Raw genomic sequence first — 16,665 nt, 5'->3', positions numbered from 1 at the left:
GTTCGTTCCTTGCGACGCCCATGAACCTACGCACCCCACCGCCCCGTTGAATCCCGGATGTATGCCACCCGACAACCATCGTGTCCCACCTCACTGTCGTGCCGCACTGCGCTTCCGCCCCACCGCTGGCGCGGCGGGTCCCGGCGGGGATTCTCACCCGACCGCTGTGCTTCCGCCCCACCGCTGTCGCGGCGGGTCCCGGCGGGGATTCTCACCCGCACCCCAATGCGCCGCTCCGCGGCGCACCGCCTGCGCGTGCGCGGCGGGATGCCGCTCGCGCGCGCGTCCCGCGGCCGCTTCGACGTTCGGGAGCGGGCCGAGCTGTCTGCTGGTGTGTGTGATTGACGCGGGGTGCTGCTTGCGCGTGTGTCCCGCGGCGACTTCGACGTTCGAGAACGGGCTGATCTGTCCGTGTGCGCGTGTGGCGGGATGCCGCTTGCGTGTGTTCCGCGGTGACTTCGGTGTTCGAGAGTGGGCCGAGCTGTCTGCTGGTGTGTGTGATTGACGCGGGGTGCTGCTTGCGCGTGTGTCCCGCGGCCGCTTCGGCGTTCGGGGCGCGGGCCGATCCGTCCGCATGTGCGCGTGTGGCGGGATGCCGCTCGCGCGTACCTCCGTGGCGGCTTCGGTGTTCGGGCGCGGGCTGATCTGTCCGTGTGTGTGCGTGGCGGGATGCCGCTTGCGTGTGTTCCGCGGTGACTTCGGTGTTCGGGCGCGGGCCGATCCGTCCGCGTGTGCGTGTGGCGGGATGCCGCTCGCGTGTACCTCCCGTGGCGGCTTCGGTGTTCGGGCGCGGGCTGATCTGTCCGTGTGTGTGCGTGTGGCGGGATGCCGCTCGCGTGTACCTCCCGTGGCGGCTTCGGCGTTCGGGCGCGGGCTGATCTGTCCGTGTGTGCGCGTGTGGCGGGATGCCGCTCGCGCGTACCTCCCGCGGCGGCTTCGGCGTTCGGGCGCGGGCCGATCCGTCCGCTGGTGGCCGTGATCGCAGCGGAATGCCGCTCGCGCGTGCGGCTCGCAGCCATTCCCGACGTTTGAGCGCCGGGGCGATCCCCTCCGCTGGTGGGTGTGATCGAAGGACGAGTCTCGTTGTGATCAGGAACGTTCACCGGGCTGACGGTGGTGTGGTTCCTCGTCGCGGTGTGCGGTCCGGCGGCCCCCGACGGAGGGGTGAGCCGGCCGCGGCGATGGCCGAACCGCTGCTGATCGGCCTCAGCCCGCCAGCTGTCCCCACGGGTGGTGCGATGCACCACCCGGACAGCGTCACCAGCGCGTCGTCGAGGCATACCGACACTCAAGCACAGGGGTACGACAGAAAATCCCGGCCGACGTCTGCGGGCACAGCACGATCCTCCGCATTCTCTGGCTCTCGACCGGCGGGCCGGACAGTATGGGACGCATGGAGCAACCCGACTGGCACGGCCCGCTCACCGAGGCGTACGAACAGGCGACCCGCTTCCTGACCGGCCTCCCCTCCCGCCCGGTCGGCAGCAGCGCCGGCCCGGATGAGCTGCGGGCGGCGCTCGGCGGGCCGCTGCCCGACGCGGGCACCGACGCGCGTGAGGTGATCGCCCGGCTCGCCGCCGCGGCCGACGCCGGGATCGTCGCGTCGCCGAGCGGCCGCTTCTTCGGGTTCGTCATCGGCGGCGCGACGCCGGCCGCGCTCGCCGCGGACTGGCTCACCGCCACCTGGGACCAGAACGCGGGCCTCTACACCGCCGGCCCGTCCGCCGCGATCGTCGAGGAGGTCGCCGGCGGCTGGCTCCGCGACCTGTTCGGCCTGCCGGGGCACACCTCGGTCGGCTTCGTCACCGGCGCGCAGATGAGCCACGTGACCGCGCTCGCCGCGGCCCGTCACGAGGTCCTGCGCCGCGTCGGCTGGGACGTCGAGACCGGCGGCCTGCACGGCGCCCCGCGCATCACGGTCGTCGCCGGCGCCGACCGGCACTCGACCATCGACCGCGCGCTGCGGTTCCTCGGCATCGGCACCGCCGCGCTGGTGCCGGTGGGCGTCGACGACCAGGGCCGCATGCGGCCGGACGCGCTGCACACCGCGCTCGACGACATCGACGGCCCGGTCATCGTCTGCGCCCAGCTGGGCAACGTCAACACCGGCGCGTGCGACCCGATCGCCGCCATCTGCGACATGGCCCACGCGCGCGGCGCCTGGGTCCACGTCGACGGCGCCTTCGGCCTGTGGGCCGCGGCCAGCGCCCGCCACCGGCACCTCGTGACGGGCGTCGACCGGGCCGACTCCTGGACGACCGACGCCCACAAGTGGCTCAACGTCCCTTACGACTCCGGCCTCGTCTTCTGCGCCCACCCCCAGGCCCACCGCGCCGCCATGGGGGTCCGCGCCGCGTACCTCGTCCACGCGGGCGGCAACGAACGCGACGCCCTCGACCACAACCCGGAGTTCTCCCGCCGTGCGCGCGGTTTCCCCGTGTACGCGGCCCTGCGCACCCTCGGCCGGACCGGCGTCGAGGCCCTCGTCGACCGCTCCTGTGCGCTCGCCACCCGCTTCGCCACCCACATGGGCGACGCCGTCCTCAACGAGGTCGTCCTCAACCAGGTCCTGCTCACCTTCGGCCCGCAGACCCCGGCCCTCATCCACCATGTCCGCGAGGAGGGCACCTGCTGGGTCAGCGGCACCACCTGGCAGGGCCAGCCCGCCATGCGCTTCTCCGTCAGCAACCACTCCACCGACGAGTCGGACATCGACCGCGCCGCCGAGGTGATCCTCCGCCTCGCCGCCTCCTGACCAGGCGGCGCCGGCGCGGGCCGCCGCGATGATGCTCGAAGGACGAAGACGGCCACCCCGACAACTTCGATCACACGACCCGGGGAGGGCACGGCCTACCCCCGGGTCAGGACGCACGCAGCAGTCGCATCACGCCGCGGAGCGGCGCATCGGGGTGCGGGTGAGCATCACCGCCGGGACCCGCCGCGGCGGCGGTGGGGCGGCAGCGCAGCGCAGCTCAGTGGTTGTCTTCGAGGTCGCCTTCGGTTTCGAGGTACACCTGGCGCAGGGCGTCGAGCGTGGACTGTTCCGGGTGTTCCCAGAGGTTGCGGTCGGCGGCTTCCAGGAGGCGTTCGGTGATGCCGTGCAGGGCCCACGGGTTGGACTCGTCGAGGAACTTGCGGTTCTCGGGGTCGAAGACGTAGGACTCGGCGAGCTTCTCGTACATCCAGTCCGCGACGACGCCGGCGGTGGCGTCGAAGCCGAACAGGTAGTCGACGGTGGCGGCGAGCTCGAAGGCGCCCTTGTAGCCGTGGCGGCGCATGGCGGCGAGCCAGCGGGGGTTGACGACGCGGGCGCGGAAGACACGGGCGGTCTCCTCGCTCAGGGTACGGGTGCGCACGGCGTCGGGGTTGGTGCTGTCGCCGACGTAGGCGGCGGGGGCGCGGCCCGTCAGCGCCCGGACGGTGGCGATCATGCCGCCGTGGTACTGGAAGTAGTCGTCGGAGTCGGCGATGTCGTGCTCGCGGGTGTCGGTGTTCTTGACCGCCACGCTGATCCGCTTGTACGCGCCCTCCATGTCGCCGCGGGCGGGCAGGCCGTCCAGGCCGCGGCCGTACGCGTAGCCGCCCCACACCGCGTACACCTCGGCCAGGTCGGCGTCGTCGCGCCAGTTGCGGCTGTCGATGAGGGGGAGGATGCCGGCGCCGTACGCGCCCGGCTTGGACCCGAAGACGCGCAGCGTGGCGCGGCGCTCGTCGCCGTGCGCGGCCACATCGGCGGCGACGTGGGCGCGGACGAAGTTGTCGGAAGGGGACTCGTCCAGCGCCGCGACCAGCTGCACCGCGTCGTCGAGCAGCGCGACCACGTGCGGGAACGCGTCGCGGAAGAAGCCGCTGATGCGCATCGTGACGTCGATGCGGGGGCGGCCCAGCTCGGCGAGGTCGATGGGGGCGAGGCTGACCACCCGGCGGGACGCTTCGTCCCAGACGGGCCGGACGCCGAGCAGCGCGAGCGCCTCGGCGATGTCGTCGCCGGCGGTGCGCATGGCGCTGGTGCCCCACATCGACAGGCCGACGGAGCGCGGCCACGAGCCGTGGTCGGCCTTGTAGCGGGCGAGCAGCGAGTCGGCCATCGCCTGCCCCGTCTCCCACGCGAGCCGGCTCGGGATGGCCTTCGGGTCGACGGAGTAGAAGTTGCGCCCGGTCGGCAGCACGTTGATCAGCCCGCGCAGCGGCGACCCGCTCGGCCCCGCCGGCACATAACCACCGTCCAGGGCGTGCAGGACCATCGTCAGTTCGTCGCCGGTACGGGCCAGCCGTGGCACGATCTCCCGTGCCGCGAACTCCAGCACCCGTACCACATCCGGCGAATCCGAAATGTCGGTGATGTCGGATGTGGGCCAGCCCCTGGACTCCATCTCCGCCACCAGGGCGCGGGCCTGCGACTCGGCCTCGTCGACCGAGACGCGGGCGGTCGAGCCCTCGGTCAGGCCGAGCGCCTCGCGCAGGCCGGGCAGCGCGACCGTGCCACCCCACAGCTGCCGGGCCCGCAGCATCGCCAGGACCAGGTCGATCCGCGCCTCGCCCGACGGCGCGACACCGAGGACGTGCAGCCCGTCGCGGATCTGGACGTCCTTGATCTCGCACAGCCAGCCGTCGATGTGCAGGATCAGCTCGTCGAACCCGTCGTCGCCCGGCCGGTCCGCCAGGCCCAGGTCGTGGTCGAGCCGCGCGGCCTGCAGCAGCGTCCAGATCTGCCCGCGGATCGCCGGCAGCTTCGCGGGGTCGAGGGCCGCGATCGTCGAGTGCTCGTCGAGGAGCTGCTCGAGGCGGGCGATGTCACCGTACGACTCCGCGCGCGCCATCGGCGGGATCAGGTGGTCGACCAGGGTGGCGTGCGCCCGCCGCTTCGCCTGGGTGCCCTCACCGGGGTCGTTGACCAGGAACGGGTAGATGAGCGGCAGGTTGCCGAGCGCCGCGTCGGCACCGCACGAGGCGGACATCCCGACGGTCTTGCCCGGCAGCCACTCGAGGTTGCCGTGCTTGCCGACGTGCACGACCGCGTGCGCGCCGAACTCGTCGGCGAGCCACCGGTACGCGGCCAGGTAGTGGTGGCTCGGCGGCAGGTCGGGGTCGTGGTAGATCGCGACGGGGTTCTCCCCGAACCCGCGCGGCGGCTGCACCATCACCACGACGTTGCCCTCGCGCAGCGCCGCCAGGACGATCTCGCCGCCGGGGTCGCGGGACGTGTCGACGAACAGCTCACCGGGCGCCGGTCCCCAGTGCCGCTCCATCCCCTCCCGCAGGTCGGCGGGGAGCGTGTCGAACCAGCTCCGGTACCGGGCGGCGGAGATCCGGATCGGGTTGCCGCGCAGCTGGTCCTCGGTGAGCCAGTTCACGTCCTGCCCGCCGGCGGCGATGAGCGTGTGCATCAGCGCGTCGCCGTCCTTCGGGAAGCCGTCGGCGCCGACGTACCCCTGCGCGTGCATCGCCTCGAGCAGCCGCACGACGCTCGCGGGCGTGTCCAGGCCGACCGCGTTGCCGATCCGCGCGTGCTTCGTGGGGTACGCGCTGAGCATCAGCACGATCTTGCGGTCCTCGGGCCGCAGGTGCCGCAGCCGGGCGTGCGCGACCGCGGTCCCGGCGACCCGGCCGGCCCGCTCCCGGTCGGCGACGTAGACGGTGAGCCCGTCGGCGTCGATCTCCTTGAACGAGAACGGCACCGTGATGATCCGCCCGTCGAACTCCGGGATCGCGACCTGCGTCGCGGTGTCCAGCGGCGACAGCCCGTCGTCGTTGGCGTCCCAGGTGTCGCGGGAGCTCGTGAGGCACAGCCCCTGCAGGATCGGCACGTCGAGCGCGGCCAGGGCGCCGACGTCCCATGCCCCGTCCTCGCCGCCGGCCTGCGCGTCGGCGGGCCGGGTGCCGCCCGCCGCGAGGACCGTGACGACGAGCGCGTCGGCCTGCCGCAGCGTGTCGAGCAGCTCCGCCGGGGCGGCCCGCAGCGACGAGGCGAACACCGGCAGCGCCCGCCCGCCCGCGTCCTCGACCGCCTCGCAGAGCGTCTCCACGAACGCGGTGTTCCCCGCCAGGTGGTGCGCCCGGTAGTAGATGATCCCGACGGTCGGGCCCTCAGCCTTGGAATCCCGGTCCAGCGGTCCCCACGCGGGGGTCTTCACCGGCGGCGCGAACCCGTGACCGGTCAGCAGGACCGTGTCGGAGAGGAAGTTGTGCAGCTCGGCGAGGTTGGCGGGGCCACCCTCGGTGAAGTAGGCGTGGGCCTCCGCGGCGACGCCGGCGGGCACCGTCGAGTGGCGCATCAGCTCCGCGTCGGGCAGCGCCTCACCGCCGAGCAGCACCACCGGAAGTGACAGGCGCAGCAGCGTGTCGAACCCTTCCTGCCAGTCGCGGTAGCCGCCCAGGAACCGGACCACGACCAGGTCGGCGCCGTCGGCCAGGGCCGGCAGCTCCTCCACGGTGAGGCGGGACGGGTTGGCCAGCCGGAACGCCGCGCCGCTCGCACGGGCGCTGAGCAGGTCGGTGTCGGACGTCGACAGCAGCAGGATCACGCCGGGGTCCTCCCTCGGGGTCCGCGCCCCAAGTCGGTCGGGAAAGGTCCGGCGGCGGAGAGTGTCCTGGCTCCCGGATCGGCGCTCGCCTCCGGCCTTCCCGGGCTCGCACCCGGTGGCCGTCGTCTCCGGCCGCCGGGGCGCTGGGCCCGGTGGCCGTCGTCGGAGGTCCACTCCCCGGTCACAGTGGCGGGACCGCGCCGGATTCACACCGGCTTCCTCCACACGTCGCCGTACAGCACCGCCAACTCTGCCGTTCCCCGCTTCCTTGAGTCAAGCTGGCCCTCTGTGACCTGTTGGGCGGCTCGCTCGGTCGGCTTTCGTGGGCCGGGTGGGGCGCTGCGCAGTAGTATCCGGCCCGTGCAGGCTGCCAGTGGACGCGACGCTCCGGACCGGTGCCCGGGCGCCGTGCAGGTCCACGCGGCGGCCGACGGCGGGCTGGCCCGCGTCCGGCTGCCCGGCGGGCGGCTGACCGTCGCCGCCCTCGCGGTCCTCCGTGCCGCCGCCGCGGACCTCGGCGACCCCGCCCTGGAGCTCACCTCACGCGGAAATGTGCAGGTCAGGGCGCTGCGGCCGGACGCATCGCCGGAGCTGGCGGCCAGGCTCACCGCCGCGGGGCTGCTGCCGTCGGACACCCACGAGCGGGTCCGCAACATCGTCGCCAGCCCGCTCAGCGGCCGCGACGGCCGCGGCGAGCTGGACGTGCGGCCGGTGGTGGCCGCGTTCGACGCCGGCCTGTGCGCCGACCCCGCGTTGGCGGCGCTGCCCGGCCGGTTCCTGGTGACCGTCGACGACGGGCGCGGCGACGTGTCCCCGCTCGGCGGCGACGTCGGCCTGCACGGCGACCGCCTCCTCCTCGCCGGGGCCCCGACAGAGTGCCGGGCCGGCGACAACTCCGCTGAGCTGCTGCTCCGGGCGTCCCGGGCGTTCCTCGACGAGCGCGCGGCGCAGGGCGGCACCGCGTGGCGCCTGGCCGAGCTGACCGACGGCCCGGCGCGGGTGGCCGCCCGCCTGGGGTGCGCCCTCAGCTCGGGCGCCGGCCGGCTCGCGGGCTCGCCGGGGCCGGCGATCGGATCGACCCCGCAGGTCGGGGGACTGGTCGCGCTGACGGTGGTCGTACCGCTGGGGCTGCTGACACCGGAGCAGTCGGCGGCGCTCGTCGCGGCCGCGCCGGGAGAGATCATCGTCACGCCGTGGCGGACCGTCGTCGTGCCCGACGTGCCGGTCGAAGAAGCTGGACCTCTCGAGTCACTGCTGACGGCCGCCGGCCTCGTCACCGATCCCGCGTCGCCGTGGGCCGGGGTCACCGCGTGCGCCGGCCGGCCCGGCTGCGCCAAGGCCCTCGCCGACGTGCGCGCCGACGCCCGCGCCGCCGTCCTCAGCGGCCTTGACCATGCGTTGCCGGTGCACTGGGTCGGCTGCGAACGGCGCTGCGGCGCACCGAAGGGAAGGCACGTGGAGATGCTCGCGACCGCCGACGGCTACCGTCTTCAGTCATGACGGCGTACGACTATGTCAAGGACGGCGCCGAGATCTACCGTCAGTCGTTCGCGACGATCCGCGCCGAGGCCGACCTGTCCGCGCTGCCCGCCGACGTCGCCCAGGTCACCGTCCGCATGATCCACGCGTGCGGCATGGTCGACCTCGCCTCCGACATCGGGTACAGCGCCGACGTGGTGCGCGTCGCCCGCGCGGCCCTGCGCGACGGCGCCCCGATCCTGTGCGACGCGGAGATGGTCGCCTCCGGCGTGACCCGCGCCAGGCTGCCCCGCGACAACGAGGTCCTGTGCACGCTGCGCGACCCGCGGGTCCCGGCGCTCGCGCGCGAGCTGGGCACCACCCGTAGCGCCGCCGCCCTGGACCTGTGGGGTCCGCGGCTCGACGGCGCGGTCGTCGCCATCGGCAACGCGCCGACGGCGCTGTTCCGGCTCCTGGAGATGATCGCGGCCGGCGCGCCCCGGCCCGCGGCCGTGCTGGGCATCCCCGTCGGGTTCATCGGCGCGGCCGAGTCGAAGGCCGCGCTCGCGGCGTCCGACCTGCCGCATCTGGTCGTGCACGGCCGCCGGGGCGGCAGCGCGATGACGGCCGCCGCCGTCAACGCCATCGCGGACGAGAAGGAATGACCACAGTGGACACCGGTCGGTTGTACGGCGTAGGACTCGGCCCCGGCGACCCGGAGCTCGTGACGATGAAGGCGGCCCGGCTGATCGGCGCCGCACCCGTCGTCGCGTTCCACAGCGCCCGCCATGGGCGGAGCATCGCTCGTTCGATCGCTGCGCCGTACCTTCGCGAGGGCCAGATCGAAGAGGCGCTCGTCTATCCGGTCACCACCGAGGAGGTCCCCGACTACCGGGCCGTCATCGAGGAGCACTACGACGCGTGGGCGGCCCGGCTCGCCGCGCACCTCGACGCCGGCCGTGACGTGGTCGTGCTCTGCGAGGGCGACCCGTTCTTCTACGGGTCGTACATGCACATGCACAAGCGGCTCTCGCACGCTTACGTGACCGAGGTCGTGCCCGGCGTCACCTCCGTTTCGGGCGCGTCCGCGGTGCTCGGCCGGCCGCTCGTCGAACGCGACGAGGTGCTCACCGTGCTGCCCGGCACGCTGCCCGCCGACGACCTCGCCGCGCGGCTCGCCGGCACCGACTCCGCCGCCGTCATGAAGCTCGGCCGCACGTTCGGGGCCGTACGGGACGCCCTGGAGCGCGCCGGCCGCCTCGACGACGCCTGGTACGTCGAGCGCGCCACCACCGCCCGCGAGCGCGTCGCCCCCTTGTCCACTGTGGACCCTTTGGATGTGCCGTACTTCTCGCTCGCCCTGCTGCCGAGCCGCGTGCACTCGGAGACGGCGTCGGCGCTGCGGTCCGCGCCGCCCGCGGTCGCCGCCGGCGAGGTCGTCGTCGTCGGGCTCGGCCCCGCCGGCCGGGACTGGCTCACCCCCGAGGCGGCGGCCGCGGTCGAGGCCGCCTCCGACCTGGTCGGCTACGCCCCGTACCTGGCCCGGATCCCGGCCAACCCGCGGCAGCGCCGGCACGCCTCCGACAACAAGGTGGAGTCGGAGCGCGCCGAGTTCGCCCTGTCCCTCGCCAAGGACGGCCGCCGCGTCGCCGTCGTGTCGTCCGGCGATCCGGGCGTGTTCGCGATGGCGGCAGCGGTACTGGAGGTCGCCGCCGAACCCCGCTGGAAGGACGTTCCGGTCCGTGTCCTGCCCGGCCTGACCGCCGCCCAGGCGGTGGCGAGCCGCGCGGGCGCGCCCCTCGGCCACGACTTCTGCGTGCTGTCGCTGTCCGATCGCCTGAAGCCGTGGGACGTCATCGCCGCCCGCATCGAGGCCGCGGCCGGCGCCGACCTCGTCATCGCCATCTACAACCCGGGCTCGAAGAGCCGCACCTGGCAGGTCGAGGCCGCCCGCGACCTGCTGCTGCGCCACCGCTCCCCGGACACCCCGGTCGTCCTGGGCCGCGACGTCGGCGGCCCGCAGGAGCGCGTGCGCGTGGTGCGCCTCGCCGACCTGGACCCGTCCGAGGTGGACATGCGGACCCTGCTCATCGTCGGCTCGTCCCAGACCCGCTCCCTGACCCGCGGCGACGGCGCCCCCGTCGTCTTCACCCCCCGCCGCTACCCTTGACCGCCGCCCGGCGTCGCCACCTGCCCTAGGCTCCTGACCGCCCGGCATCCCCAACCGCCCCACGCCTGCTGATCGCCCGTCCGGCGTCCCTGCCGCGCTTGCCGCCCGCGCCTGCTGGCCGGTCCGCGTCTGCCGCCCGCGCCTGCCGCCCGCGTCTGCTGGCCGGTCCGCGTCTGCTGGCCGGTCCGCGTCTGCTGGCCGGTCCGCGCCTGCTGGCCGGTCCGCGCCTGCTGGCCGCCCCGCGCCTGCTGGCCGGTCTGCGCCTGCTGACTGCCCCGACCCGCTGGTCGTTCGTCCGGCGTCCCCGCCACACCCGCTGCCCACGCCCACTGACCGCCCCGCGCACACTGACCGCCCGCCCGGCGCCCCCGCCGCGCCTGCCGCCTGCGCTCGCTGGCCGTCCCGAGTCTGCTGACCGTACGTCCGGCGTCCCCGCTACCCAAGCCCGCTGGCCGTTCCGCGCTCGCTGGCCGGTCCGAGTCTGCTGGCCGTCCGTCCGGCCTTCTCGCCACACCCGCTGCCCACGCCCGCTGACCGCTCGGCGTCCCCGCCCGCCCAGCGCTCCCCGCCCGCCCACACTCGCTGGCCGCCCACACTCGCTGGCCGCCCAGCGGTCCCCGGTTGCCCCACGCGTTCGTCGTCATCACCCTCGTGATTCGCCGGCCTGAGCTCACCGGTGTCGAGTAGGAGACGCCCGCAGTGGTTCCTGCCGTCAGCGGTGACCGGTGGACGGCCGCGTCAGGATGGCCGGCGGGTGCTCGATCGTGTGGGACACCAGGGTGTCGCCGGTTCGATCGAGCCACCACCGCACCAACGCGCGCGTGGTGGCGTCGCAGGTCGGTTCGTGGCAGTGCTGTCGTTCAGGCGTTCGTTGTGTGGCGGCGGGGGCGGCGCTGACGTTCTCGGCGGCGGCTCCGCTTGTCTTCCACCGTACCTCAACGTTCCTAATCGATCTTCAAACCCGTGGTCACCCGGTTACCCCACGCAACGGGTCCATGCTACAGGCCTCCCGCGGGTGCCTTCGTCAGGTACAGCTCCAGGATCGCGGGCAGCGGGGCCACCCCTGGGCCGCCGGCGTCGACCCAGGCGGTCAGGTCGTCGATGACGGCGTCGTCGAGCAGGTAGCCGAGCCACACCGGCCGGGCACCCGCCCGCCGGGCGGACGGGGTCGGGTGCACGACGACGATGTTGGACCGGGCGCACGCGTCCAGGCACCCGCTGACCCGCACTCCCGCCGCCCCGAGCGCCTGGCGGAGCCGCGCGACCTGACCCGCGTGGTCGACGTCCGGGTGCTTGCGCGGCGAGCCGCAGCAGCAGTCGCGGCACACGGTGACGAGGGGGCGATCCACCCGTAGAGCTTACGGCCGGGCCAGGATCTCGCCGTGCAGGATGGACAGCCAGCCGTCGGGGGAGGCGGCCCAGGCGCGCCAGCCGTCGGACAGGCGCTGCAGATCCGACGGGCTCGAGCCGCTCGCCAGGGCCTGCGTCGCCATCGCCGAGGCGCGGACCCGGTCCGCCCACATGCCGCCCCACCATGAGCGGTCCTCGTCGTCGGCGAAGCACCACGTGCTCGCCGTAGCCGTCACGTCGGTGAAGCCCGCGGCGCGCGCCCAGGACAGCAGGCGGCGGCCGGCGTCCGGCTCGCCTCCGTTCGAGCGAGCCATCCGCTGGTACAGCGCCAGCCAGTCGTCCAGCTCCGGCAGCTGCGGAAACCAGGTGAACGCCGCGTAGTCGCTGTCCCGGGCCGCCACGTAACCGCCCGGCTTGCAGACCCGGCGCATCTCGCGCAGTGCCTGCACGGGGTCCGCGACGTGCTGCAGCACCTGGTGGGCGTGCACGACGTCGAAGCTGTCGTCGGGGAAGTCCAGCGCGTGGACGTCGCCGACGACGTACGCGACGCCCTGCACCCCGGCCTTCGTGACCTCCAGGGCCTCGGCGGTCGCCTCCAGGGCGGTGACCGGTCCGGGTGCGACAGCGGCGGCCAGGTCGGCGGTGATCGTGCCGGGTCCGGCGCCGACGTCCAGCAGGGACATGCCCGGCCGGAGCACCGGCAGCAGGTACGCGGCGGAGTTGGCAGCGGTGCGCCAGCGGTGGGAGCGCAGGACCGACTCGTGATGTCCGTGGGTGTAGACGTTGTTGGCCATGTCCCAGACTCTAATATTCGCGTCTCTAATATTGGGAGAGCGTTCCCGCATAGTGAAACGACTAAGATCGCCGAAGTGAGAACGTCGCTGCTCGTGCTGGCCTACTTCGCGTTCATCAGCCTCGGGCTCCCCGACGGCCTCCTGGGCGTCGGCTGGCCGTTCATGGCCGGCACCTTCGACGTGCCGACCGAGTCGGTCGGCTACCTGCTCGTCGCCGCGACCACCGGCTACCTCACCTCCAGCGTCGCCGCCGGGTTCCTGCTCGGGCGGGTCGGCGTCGGCTGGCTCCTCGCCGGCAGCACCGCCGCGACGAGCCTCGCCCTCGCCGGGTACGCCCTCGCGCCCAGCCTCTGGTTCGTCGTGCCGTGCGCGCTGCTCGGCGGGTTCGGCGGCGGCGCGATCGACGCCGGGCTCAACGCGTACGCGGCCGCGAACTTCAACGCCCGGCACATGAACTGGCTGCACGCCTGCTTCGGACTCGGTGTCGCGATCGGACCGCTCATCATGACGTCCGTGATCAGCGGCGGTTCGCCGTGGCGCCTCGGGTACGTCCTGGTCGCCACCGCCCAGCTGGCACTGTCGATCTCGTTCGTCGTCAGGGCACGCAGCTGGGGGAGGGCCCCGGCGCCCGTACACGAGACGCCACAACGCGGACGGGACACCCTCAAGCTGCCCGTGGTGTGGGTCCAGGTGGTCGCGTTCGGGGTCTACGTGGCGGTCGAGGCCGGCGCCGGCCTGTGGGCGTTCCTGCTGCTCACCGAGGGTCGCGGGGTGAGCGACGCGGTCGCCGGTGTGTGCGTGTCGGGCTACTGGGCGATGCTCTTCCTCGGCCGCGTCGTGCAGGGCGCCGTCGCCGACCGCATCGGCGTCAACCGCGTCATCGTGGGGTGCATGACCGGCATGGCGGCCGGCGCGTTCCTGGTCGCGCTGCCCGGCCCCGGCTGGCTTGCCGCGACCGGCCTCGGCATCATCGGGTTCGCCGCGGCGCCCGTGTTCCCGCTGCTCACGCTCACCACCGCCGCCCGCGTCGGGGCCGCGCACGCCGATCGGGCGATCGGGCTGCAGATCGCCGGCGCCGGCCTCGGTGGCGCCCTCGTCCCGACCGCGATCGGCGTCCTGCTCGCGCGGGCCGGGGTCAACGTCCTCGGGTCGGCGCTGCTGGCCCTCGCGTTGCTGCTGCTCATGTTGTACTGGCTGACCCTGCGCATGTCGGCAGGCCCTTCCCGTGACCAGATCGGTCCGGTGCCCGGCACGGCCGTGCCTGTCGGGGAGGCACCGGACGGCGCAGGATCGTCGTCATGAGAAGCGCGCTGCTCGTCATCGACATCCAGGAGTCCTTCCGCCAGCGCCCCAGCTGGGCCGCCGTCTCCAACCCCGACATCGTCGCGACGGTCAACCCGTTGATCGACGCCGCCCGTACCCGCGGCGACCTCGTCGTCTGGGTGCTGCACCACGAGGTCGACACCGTGTTCGACCCGCGCAACGGGCACGTCCGCCCCATCGAGGGCCTGCAGCCGCTGCCGGACGAGCCGGTCCTCACCAAGACCTCCGCGAACGCGTTCACCACCACCGGCCTGCAGCAGCTGCTCACCACCGAAGGCATCCGCCACCTCATCGTCACCGGCATCCAGACCGAGCTGTGCTGCGAGACCACCACCCGCGTCGCCGGCGACCTGGGCTACGACGTCACGTTCGTCACCGAGGCCACCGCCACGTTCCCGATCCCGCACCGCGACGAGCGCCACCTGCCCTACGACGAGATCCTCGCCAGCCCCCGCACCCTGTCGACCGACGAGGTCATCGCCCGCACCGAGTACGCCCTCGCCGGCCGCTTCGCCACGATCGCGACGGTGAAGGAGCTCATCGGCTGATGAAGGTCGTCTTCCTGCTCGTGCCGCAGCTGCACCTGCTCGACCTGGCGGGCCCCGCCCAGGTCTTCTCCACGGCCCGTGACCTCGGCCTGGACTACGAGCTGCAGTACGCGGCCGAGCGGGACGACATCCCCTCCGCGCAGGGCCTGCCGGTCCGCCGGACCACGGGCCTTTCGCCGCTCACACCGTCGGACCTCATCGTGGTCGCCGGGTGGCGCAGCCACGGCTTCCCTTCCAACGGCCGGCTCAGTCCTTCCACCCGCGCGTGGCTCGCGGCGCACCACGCGGCCGGCGGCACCTGCGCCAGCGTGTGCTCGGGCGCGGACGCGCTCGGTCAGGCCGGCCTCCTGGACGGCCGCCGGTGCACCACGCACCATGTGCTGCAGGATCGGCTGGCTACGCGGTACCCACGAGCCAAAGTCCTCAAGGACGTCCTCTTCGTCATCGACGACCGCGTCGTCACCTCGGCCGGCATCGCGAGCGGCATCGACCTCGCGCTCCACCTGGTCGCCACCCGCCACGGCCCGGGCCTCGCCGCACAGATCGCCCGCGAGATGGTCGTGTACGCGCGGCGCAACGGCGACGACCCGCAGGACAGCGCCATGCTCCGCCACCGCGCCCACCTCTCCGACGTCGTCCACCGCGTCCAGGACGTCATCGACGCCCACTTCACCGACCGCCTCCCGCTCCGCGACCTCGCCTCCACCGCCGGCGTCAGCGAACGCACCCTCACCCGCCTCTTCGGCGACGCCACCGGCCTCACCCCGCTGCGCTACCAGCAGCTCCTCCGGGTCGAACGCGCCGAACACCTCATCGGCCACGGCGCCACCGTCGAATCCGCCGCCCGCGCCGCCGGCTTCGAAGACGCCCGCATGCTCCGCCGCCTCCGCTCCCGCCGCCTCCATTGACAGAGGGTGCTTGACCTGTCGCAGGGAGTGGATGGCGACGGTGGGCGCTGGACGCAGGGTTGTCGGGCCGGGAAAATTGAGGCGAGCGCCGGCCGGGGGGAGGCCGCCAATGCCACGCCCGTACTTCTCGTTGTCCGCACCAGATCCACGCCCACCCACACCCATCGCCGAGCTCGACGGCGCCGCCCGCCGCGCCGCCACCGCGGCCGAGTTCGCCCGCCGCCGCGAGGCCCGCTCCCGCGCCAGGGCGGAGTTCGCCGAAGCCCGCGCCCGCGGCCTGGCCGCCCGCCACGCCACGAAACTGACCCGCCTCCGCAACGCCCGCATCCTCGCCGGCGAGCCCACCCTTCGACGCCTTGTCCCGCTCCCGCCCCTCGCCGCCCCAGTACCCCCGCCCTCCACAACCACGGCCCCACCCCCGTCCGCCGCCGCGCTCTCATCCTGCTGCTGCGTCGGTACCGCGTGCTGCCGCCCCACCGGTCTCACGTCCGACGGCTGCGCCGGTGCCGCGTGCTGCTGCGGCTCCCGTTCCGTGCCCGGCAGCGACTCGGGCCGTGCCGCAGGGCACAGCCGGGACGCCTGCTCCCGCCGCAGCTCCGATCACGGCTCCCGCCGCCGAAGTGCCACCTTCGACCACAGCTTCGACCACGGCGTTGACGCCGGCGCCTGCACCCACGCTGATAGATCTGGCTCCGGTGCCTGCCGCCGTTCTCGTCGCTACCGCCGCTTCCTCTCCGATCGCGGCGCCAGTTGCGGCTGCGGCTATCCCGCCCGCTTCCGCTCCAGCTCTGACACATCCTCCACCGTCACCATCCACCCCCTGCGACAGGTCAAGAACACTCTGTCAACGAAGCATGCCGATCGGAGCACTTCTCGGGACACGCCCGCACCCACATCGAGCCCTGCCGCATCCTGCCTTCGCCCTGCCGCCTGCCTCCGCCCGCCCACCCCCGTGCCGGTCCACCCGCCGACGGTGCACTGCCCCCGCTCACCCACGCCGCCCGGCCACGTGCACCACGCTGGACACCTGCTTCGACGCGTACCCGCTGGCTCCGCCGGTGGCCATGCGCGCCGGACCGGCAATGCGCGCTGGACTGGCCGCGTGTGGCTGGCTGGGCGCGGTGTTGAGGTGCGGCACGCCGGGCTGGGCGCTCACGGCGGGGTCCGTTCCGCTGAAGTCAGGTAGCCGCCCCGGCGCACATCAGACCGGACACGCGCACCGGCAGGGGGATGCGCACAGCCCCGGTGCGTTCGCCTTGCCGGGTACGTGCGCCAGCCGGCGGGATCGGCTGCTTGTGCACCCTGACCGGGGACCGGGCGAGCGCCCCATCATGCAGGCAGGCCCGGCATGCGGCGCGGGATGCACGGCATGTCGGCCGGGGCGCGGTTGGCGTGCCCAGCGGGCGTTGCCAGGTGCGGAGCGTTGGCGGGCTGCGCCGGGGCGTCGGCCCAAGAATGCTGCCTCCCGCCGCCATGGGCCGAGGTGTCCGCGGGGCGAGGTGTCCGCGGGGCGAGGTGTCCGCGGGGCGAGGTGTCCGCGGGGCGAGGTGTCCGCGGGGCGAGGTGTCCGCGGGGCGAGGTGTCCGCGGG

The 16,665-nt window shown here is 73.8% G+C and carries 10 protein-coding genes and 1 riboswitch; of the genes, 7 read left to right on the top strand and 3 right to left on the bottom strand.

The window, feature by feature from the left end:
- Positions 1-1,393: 1,393 nt before the first annotated feature.
- Positions 1,394-2,755, top strand: a complete 1,362-nt coding sequence (locus ACFY3L_RS32420; RefSeq protein ID WP_389332610.1) for a pyridoxal phosphate-dependent decarboxylase family protein — start codon at positions 1,394-1,396, stop codon at positions 2,753-2,755.
- 217 nt (positions 2,756-2,972) lie between these two features.
- Here ACFY3L_RS32420 and cobN read toward each other — a convergent pair whose 3' ends face one another.
- Entirely contained in the window at positions 2,973-6,524 is a 3,552-nt protein-coding gene (gene cobN / locus ACFY3L_RS32415; protein WP_389332607.1) for a cobaltochelatase subunit CobN, read from the bottom strand.
- 38 nt (positions 6,525-6,562) lie between these two features.
- Positions 6,563-6,785, bottom strand: a riboswitch (cobalamin riboswitch).
- 99 nt (positions 6,786-6,884) lie between these two features.
- Here cobN and ACFY3L_RS32410 point away from each other — a divergent pair.
- Genes ACFY3L_RS32410 through ACFY3L_RS32400 form a run of 3 tightly spaced genes read left to right on the top strand, consistent with a single transcriptional unit; the run spans position 6,885 to position 10,152 of the window.
- A complete protein-coding gene (locus ACFY3L_RS32410) occupies positions 6,885-8,024 on the top strand; it encodes a precorrin-3B synthase (protein WP_389332604.1) in 1,140 nt (379 codons plus the stop codon).
- Positions 8,021-8,647, top strand: coding sequence for a precorrin-8X methylmutase (locus ACFY3L_RS32405; protein ID WP_389332601.1), 627 nt, complete (start codon positions 8,021-8,023; stop codon positions 8,645-8,647). Before ACFY3L_RS32410 ends, ACFY3L_RS32405 begins: the two co-directional genes overlap by 4 nt.
- Complete coding sequence (locus tag ACFY3L_RS32400; RefSeq protein WP_389332599.1) at positions 8,644-10,152, top strand: precorrin-2 C(20)-methyltransferase; 1,509 nt, start codon at positions 8,644-8,646, stop codon at positions 10,150-10,152. The genes ACFY3L_RS32405 and ACFY3L_RS32400 overlap by 4 nt, the downstream gene beginning before the upstream one ends.
- A gap of 998 nt (positions 10,153-11,150) precedes the next feature.
- Here ACFY3L_RS32400 and ACFY3L_RS32395 read toward each other — a convergent pair.
- Entirely contained in the window at positions 11,151-11,501 is a 351-nt protein-coding gene (locus ACFY3L_RS32395; protein ID WP_389332596.1) for a hypothetical protein, read from the bottom strand.
- A 9-nt stretch (positions 11,502-11,510) separates the two neighbouring features.
- The gene (locus ACFY3L_RS32390) at positions 11,511-12,296 is read right to left on the bottom strand and encodes a class I SAM-dependent methyltransferase (RefSeq protein ID WP_389332593.1); all 786 of its coding nucleotides are present in this window, start codon (positions 12,294-12,296) and stop codon (positions 11,511-11,513) included.
- Positions 12,297-12,371: 75 nt separating this feature from the next.
- On the opposite strand from ACFY3L_RS32390, the gene ACFY3L_RS32385 reads away from it, so the two are divergent.
- Genes ACFY3L_RS32385 through ACFY3L_RS32375 form a run of 3 tightly spaced genes read left to right on the top strand, consistent with a single transcriptional unit; the run spans position 12,372 to position 15,075 of the window.
- Positions 12,372-13,598, top strand: coding sequence for an MFS transporter (locus ACFY3L_RS32385; RefSeq protein ID WP_389332590.1), 1,227 nt, complete (start codon positions 12,372-12,374; stop codon positions 13,596-13,598).
- Positions 13,595-14,167: an isochorismatase family protein gene (locus ACFY3L_RS32380; RefSeq protein ID WP_389332587.1), complete on the top strand. Its 573-nt coding sequence runs from the start codon at positions 13,595-13,597 to the stop codon at positions 14,165-14,167. The genes ACFY3L_RS32385 and ACFY3L_RS32380 overlap by 4 nt, the downstream gene beginning before the upstream one ends.
- Complete coding sequence (locus ACFY3L_RS32375) at positions 14,167-15,075, top strand: GlxA family transcriptional regulator (RefSeq protein WP_389332584.1); 909 nt, start codon at positions 14,167-14,169, stop codon at positions 15,073-15,075. The genes ACFY3L_RS32380 and ACFY3L_RS32375 overlap by 1 nt, the downstream gene beginning before the upstream one ends.
- Positions 15,076-16,665: the final 1,590 nt, after the last annotated feature.

The organism is Dactylosporangium sp. NPDC000521 (genome assembly GCF_042898305.1).
GTDB lineage: Bacteria > Actinomycetota > Actinomycetes > Mycobacteriales > Micromonosporaceae > Dactylosporangium.
Note: the sequence above shows the minus strand (reverse complement) of the source record. Positions and strands in the feature narration are given on the sequence as shown.

Excerpts from the sequence above, each read along its gene's own strand:
- ACFY3L_RS32405 (WP_389332601.1), top strand. The coding sequence starts at position 8,021 with ATGACGGCGTACGACTATGTCAAGGACGGCGCCGAGATCTACCGTCAG.
- ACFY3L_RS32420 (WP_389332610.1), top strand. The coding sequence starts at position 1,394 with ATGGAGCAACCCGACTGGCACGGCCCGCTCACCGAGGCGTACGAACAG.
- ACFY3L_RS32380 (WP_389332587.1), top strand. The coding sequence starts at position 13,595 with ATGAGAAGCGCGCTGCTCGTCATCGACATCCAGGAGTCCTTCCGCCAG.
- ACFY3L_RS32375 (WP_389332584.1), top strand. The coding sequence starts at position 14,167 with ATGAAGGTCGTCTTCCTGCTCGTGCCGCAGCTGCACCTGCTCGACCTG.
- ACFY3L_RS32400 (WP_389332599.1), top strand. The coding sequence starts at position 8,644 with ATGACCACAGTGGACACCGGTCGGTTGTACGGCGTAGGACTCGGCCCC.
- ACFY3L_RS32390 (WP_389332593.1), bottom strand. The coding sequence starts at position 12,296 with ATGGCCAACAACGTCTACACCCACGGACATCACGAGTCGGTCCTGCGC.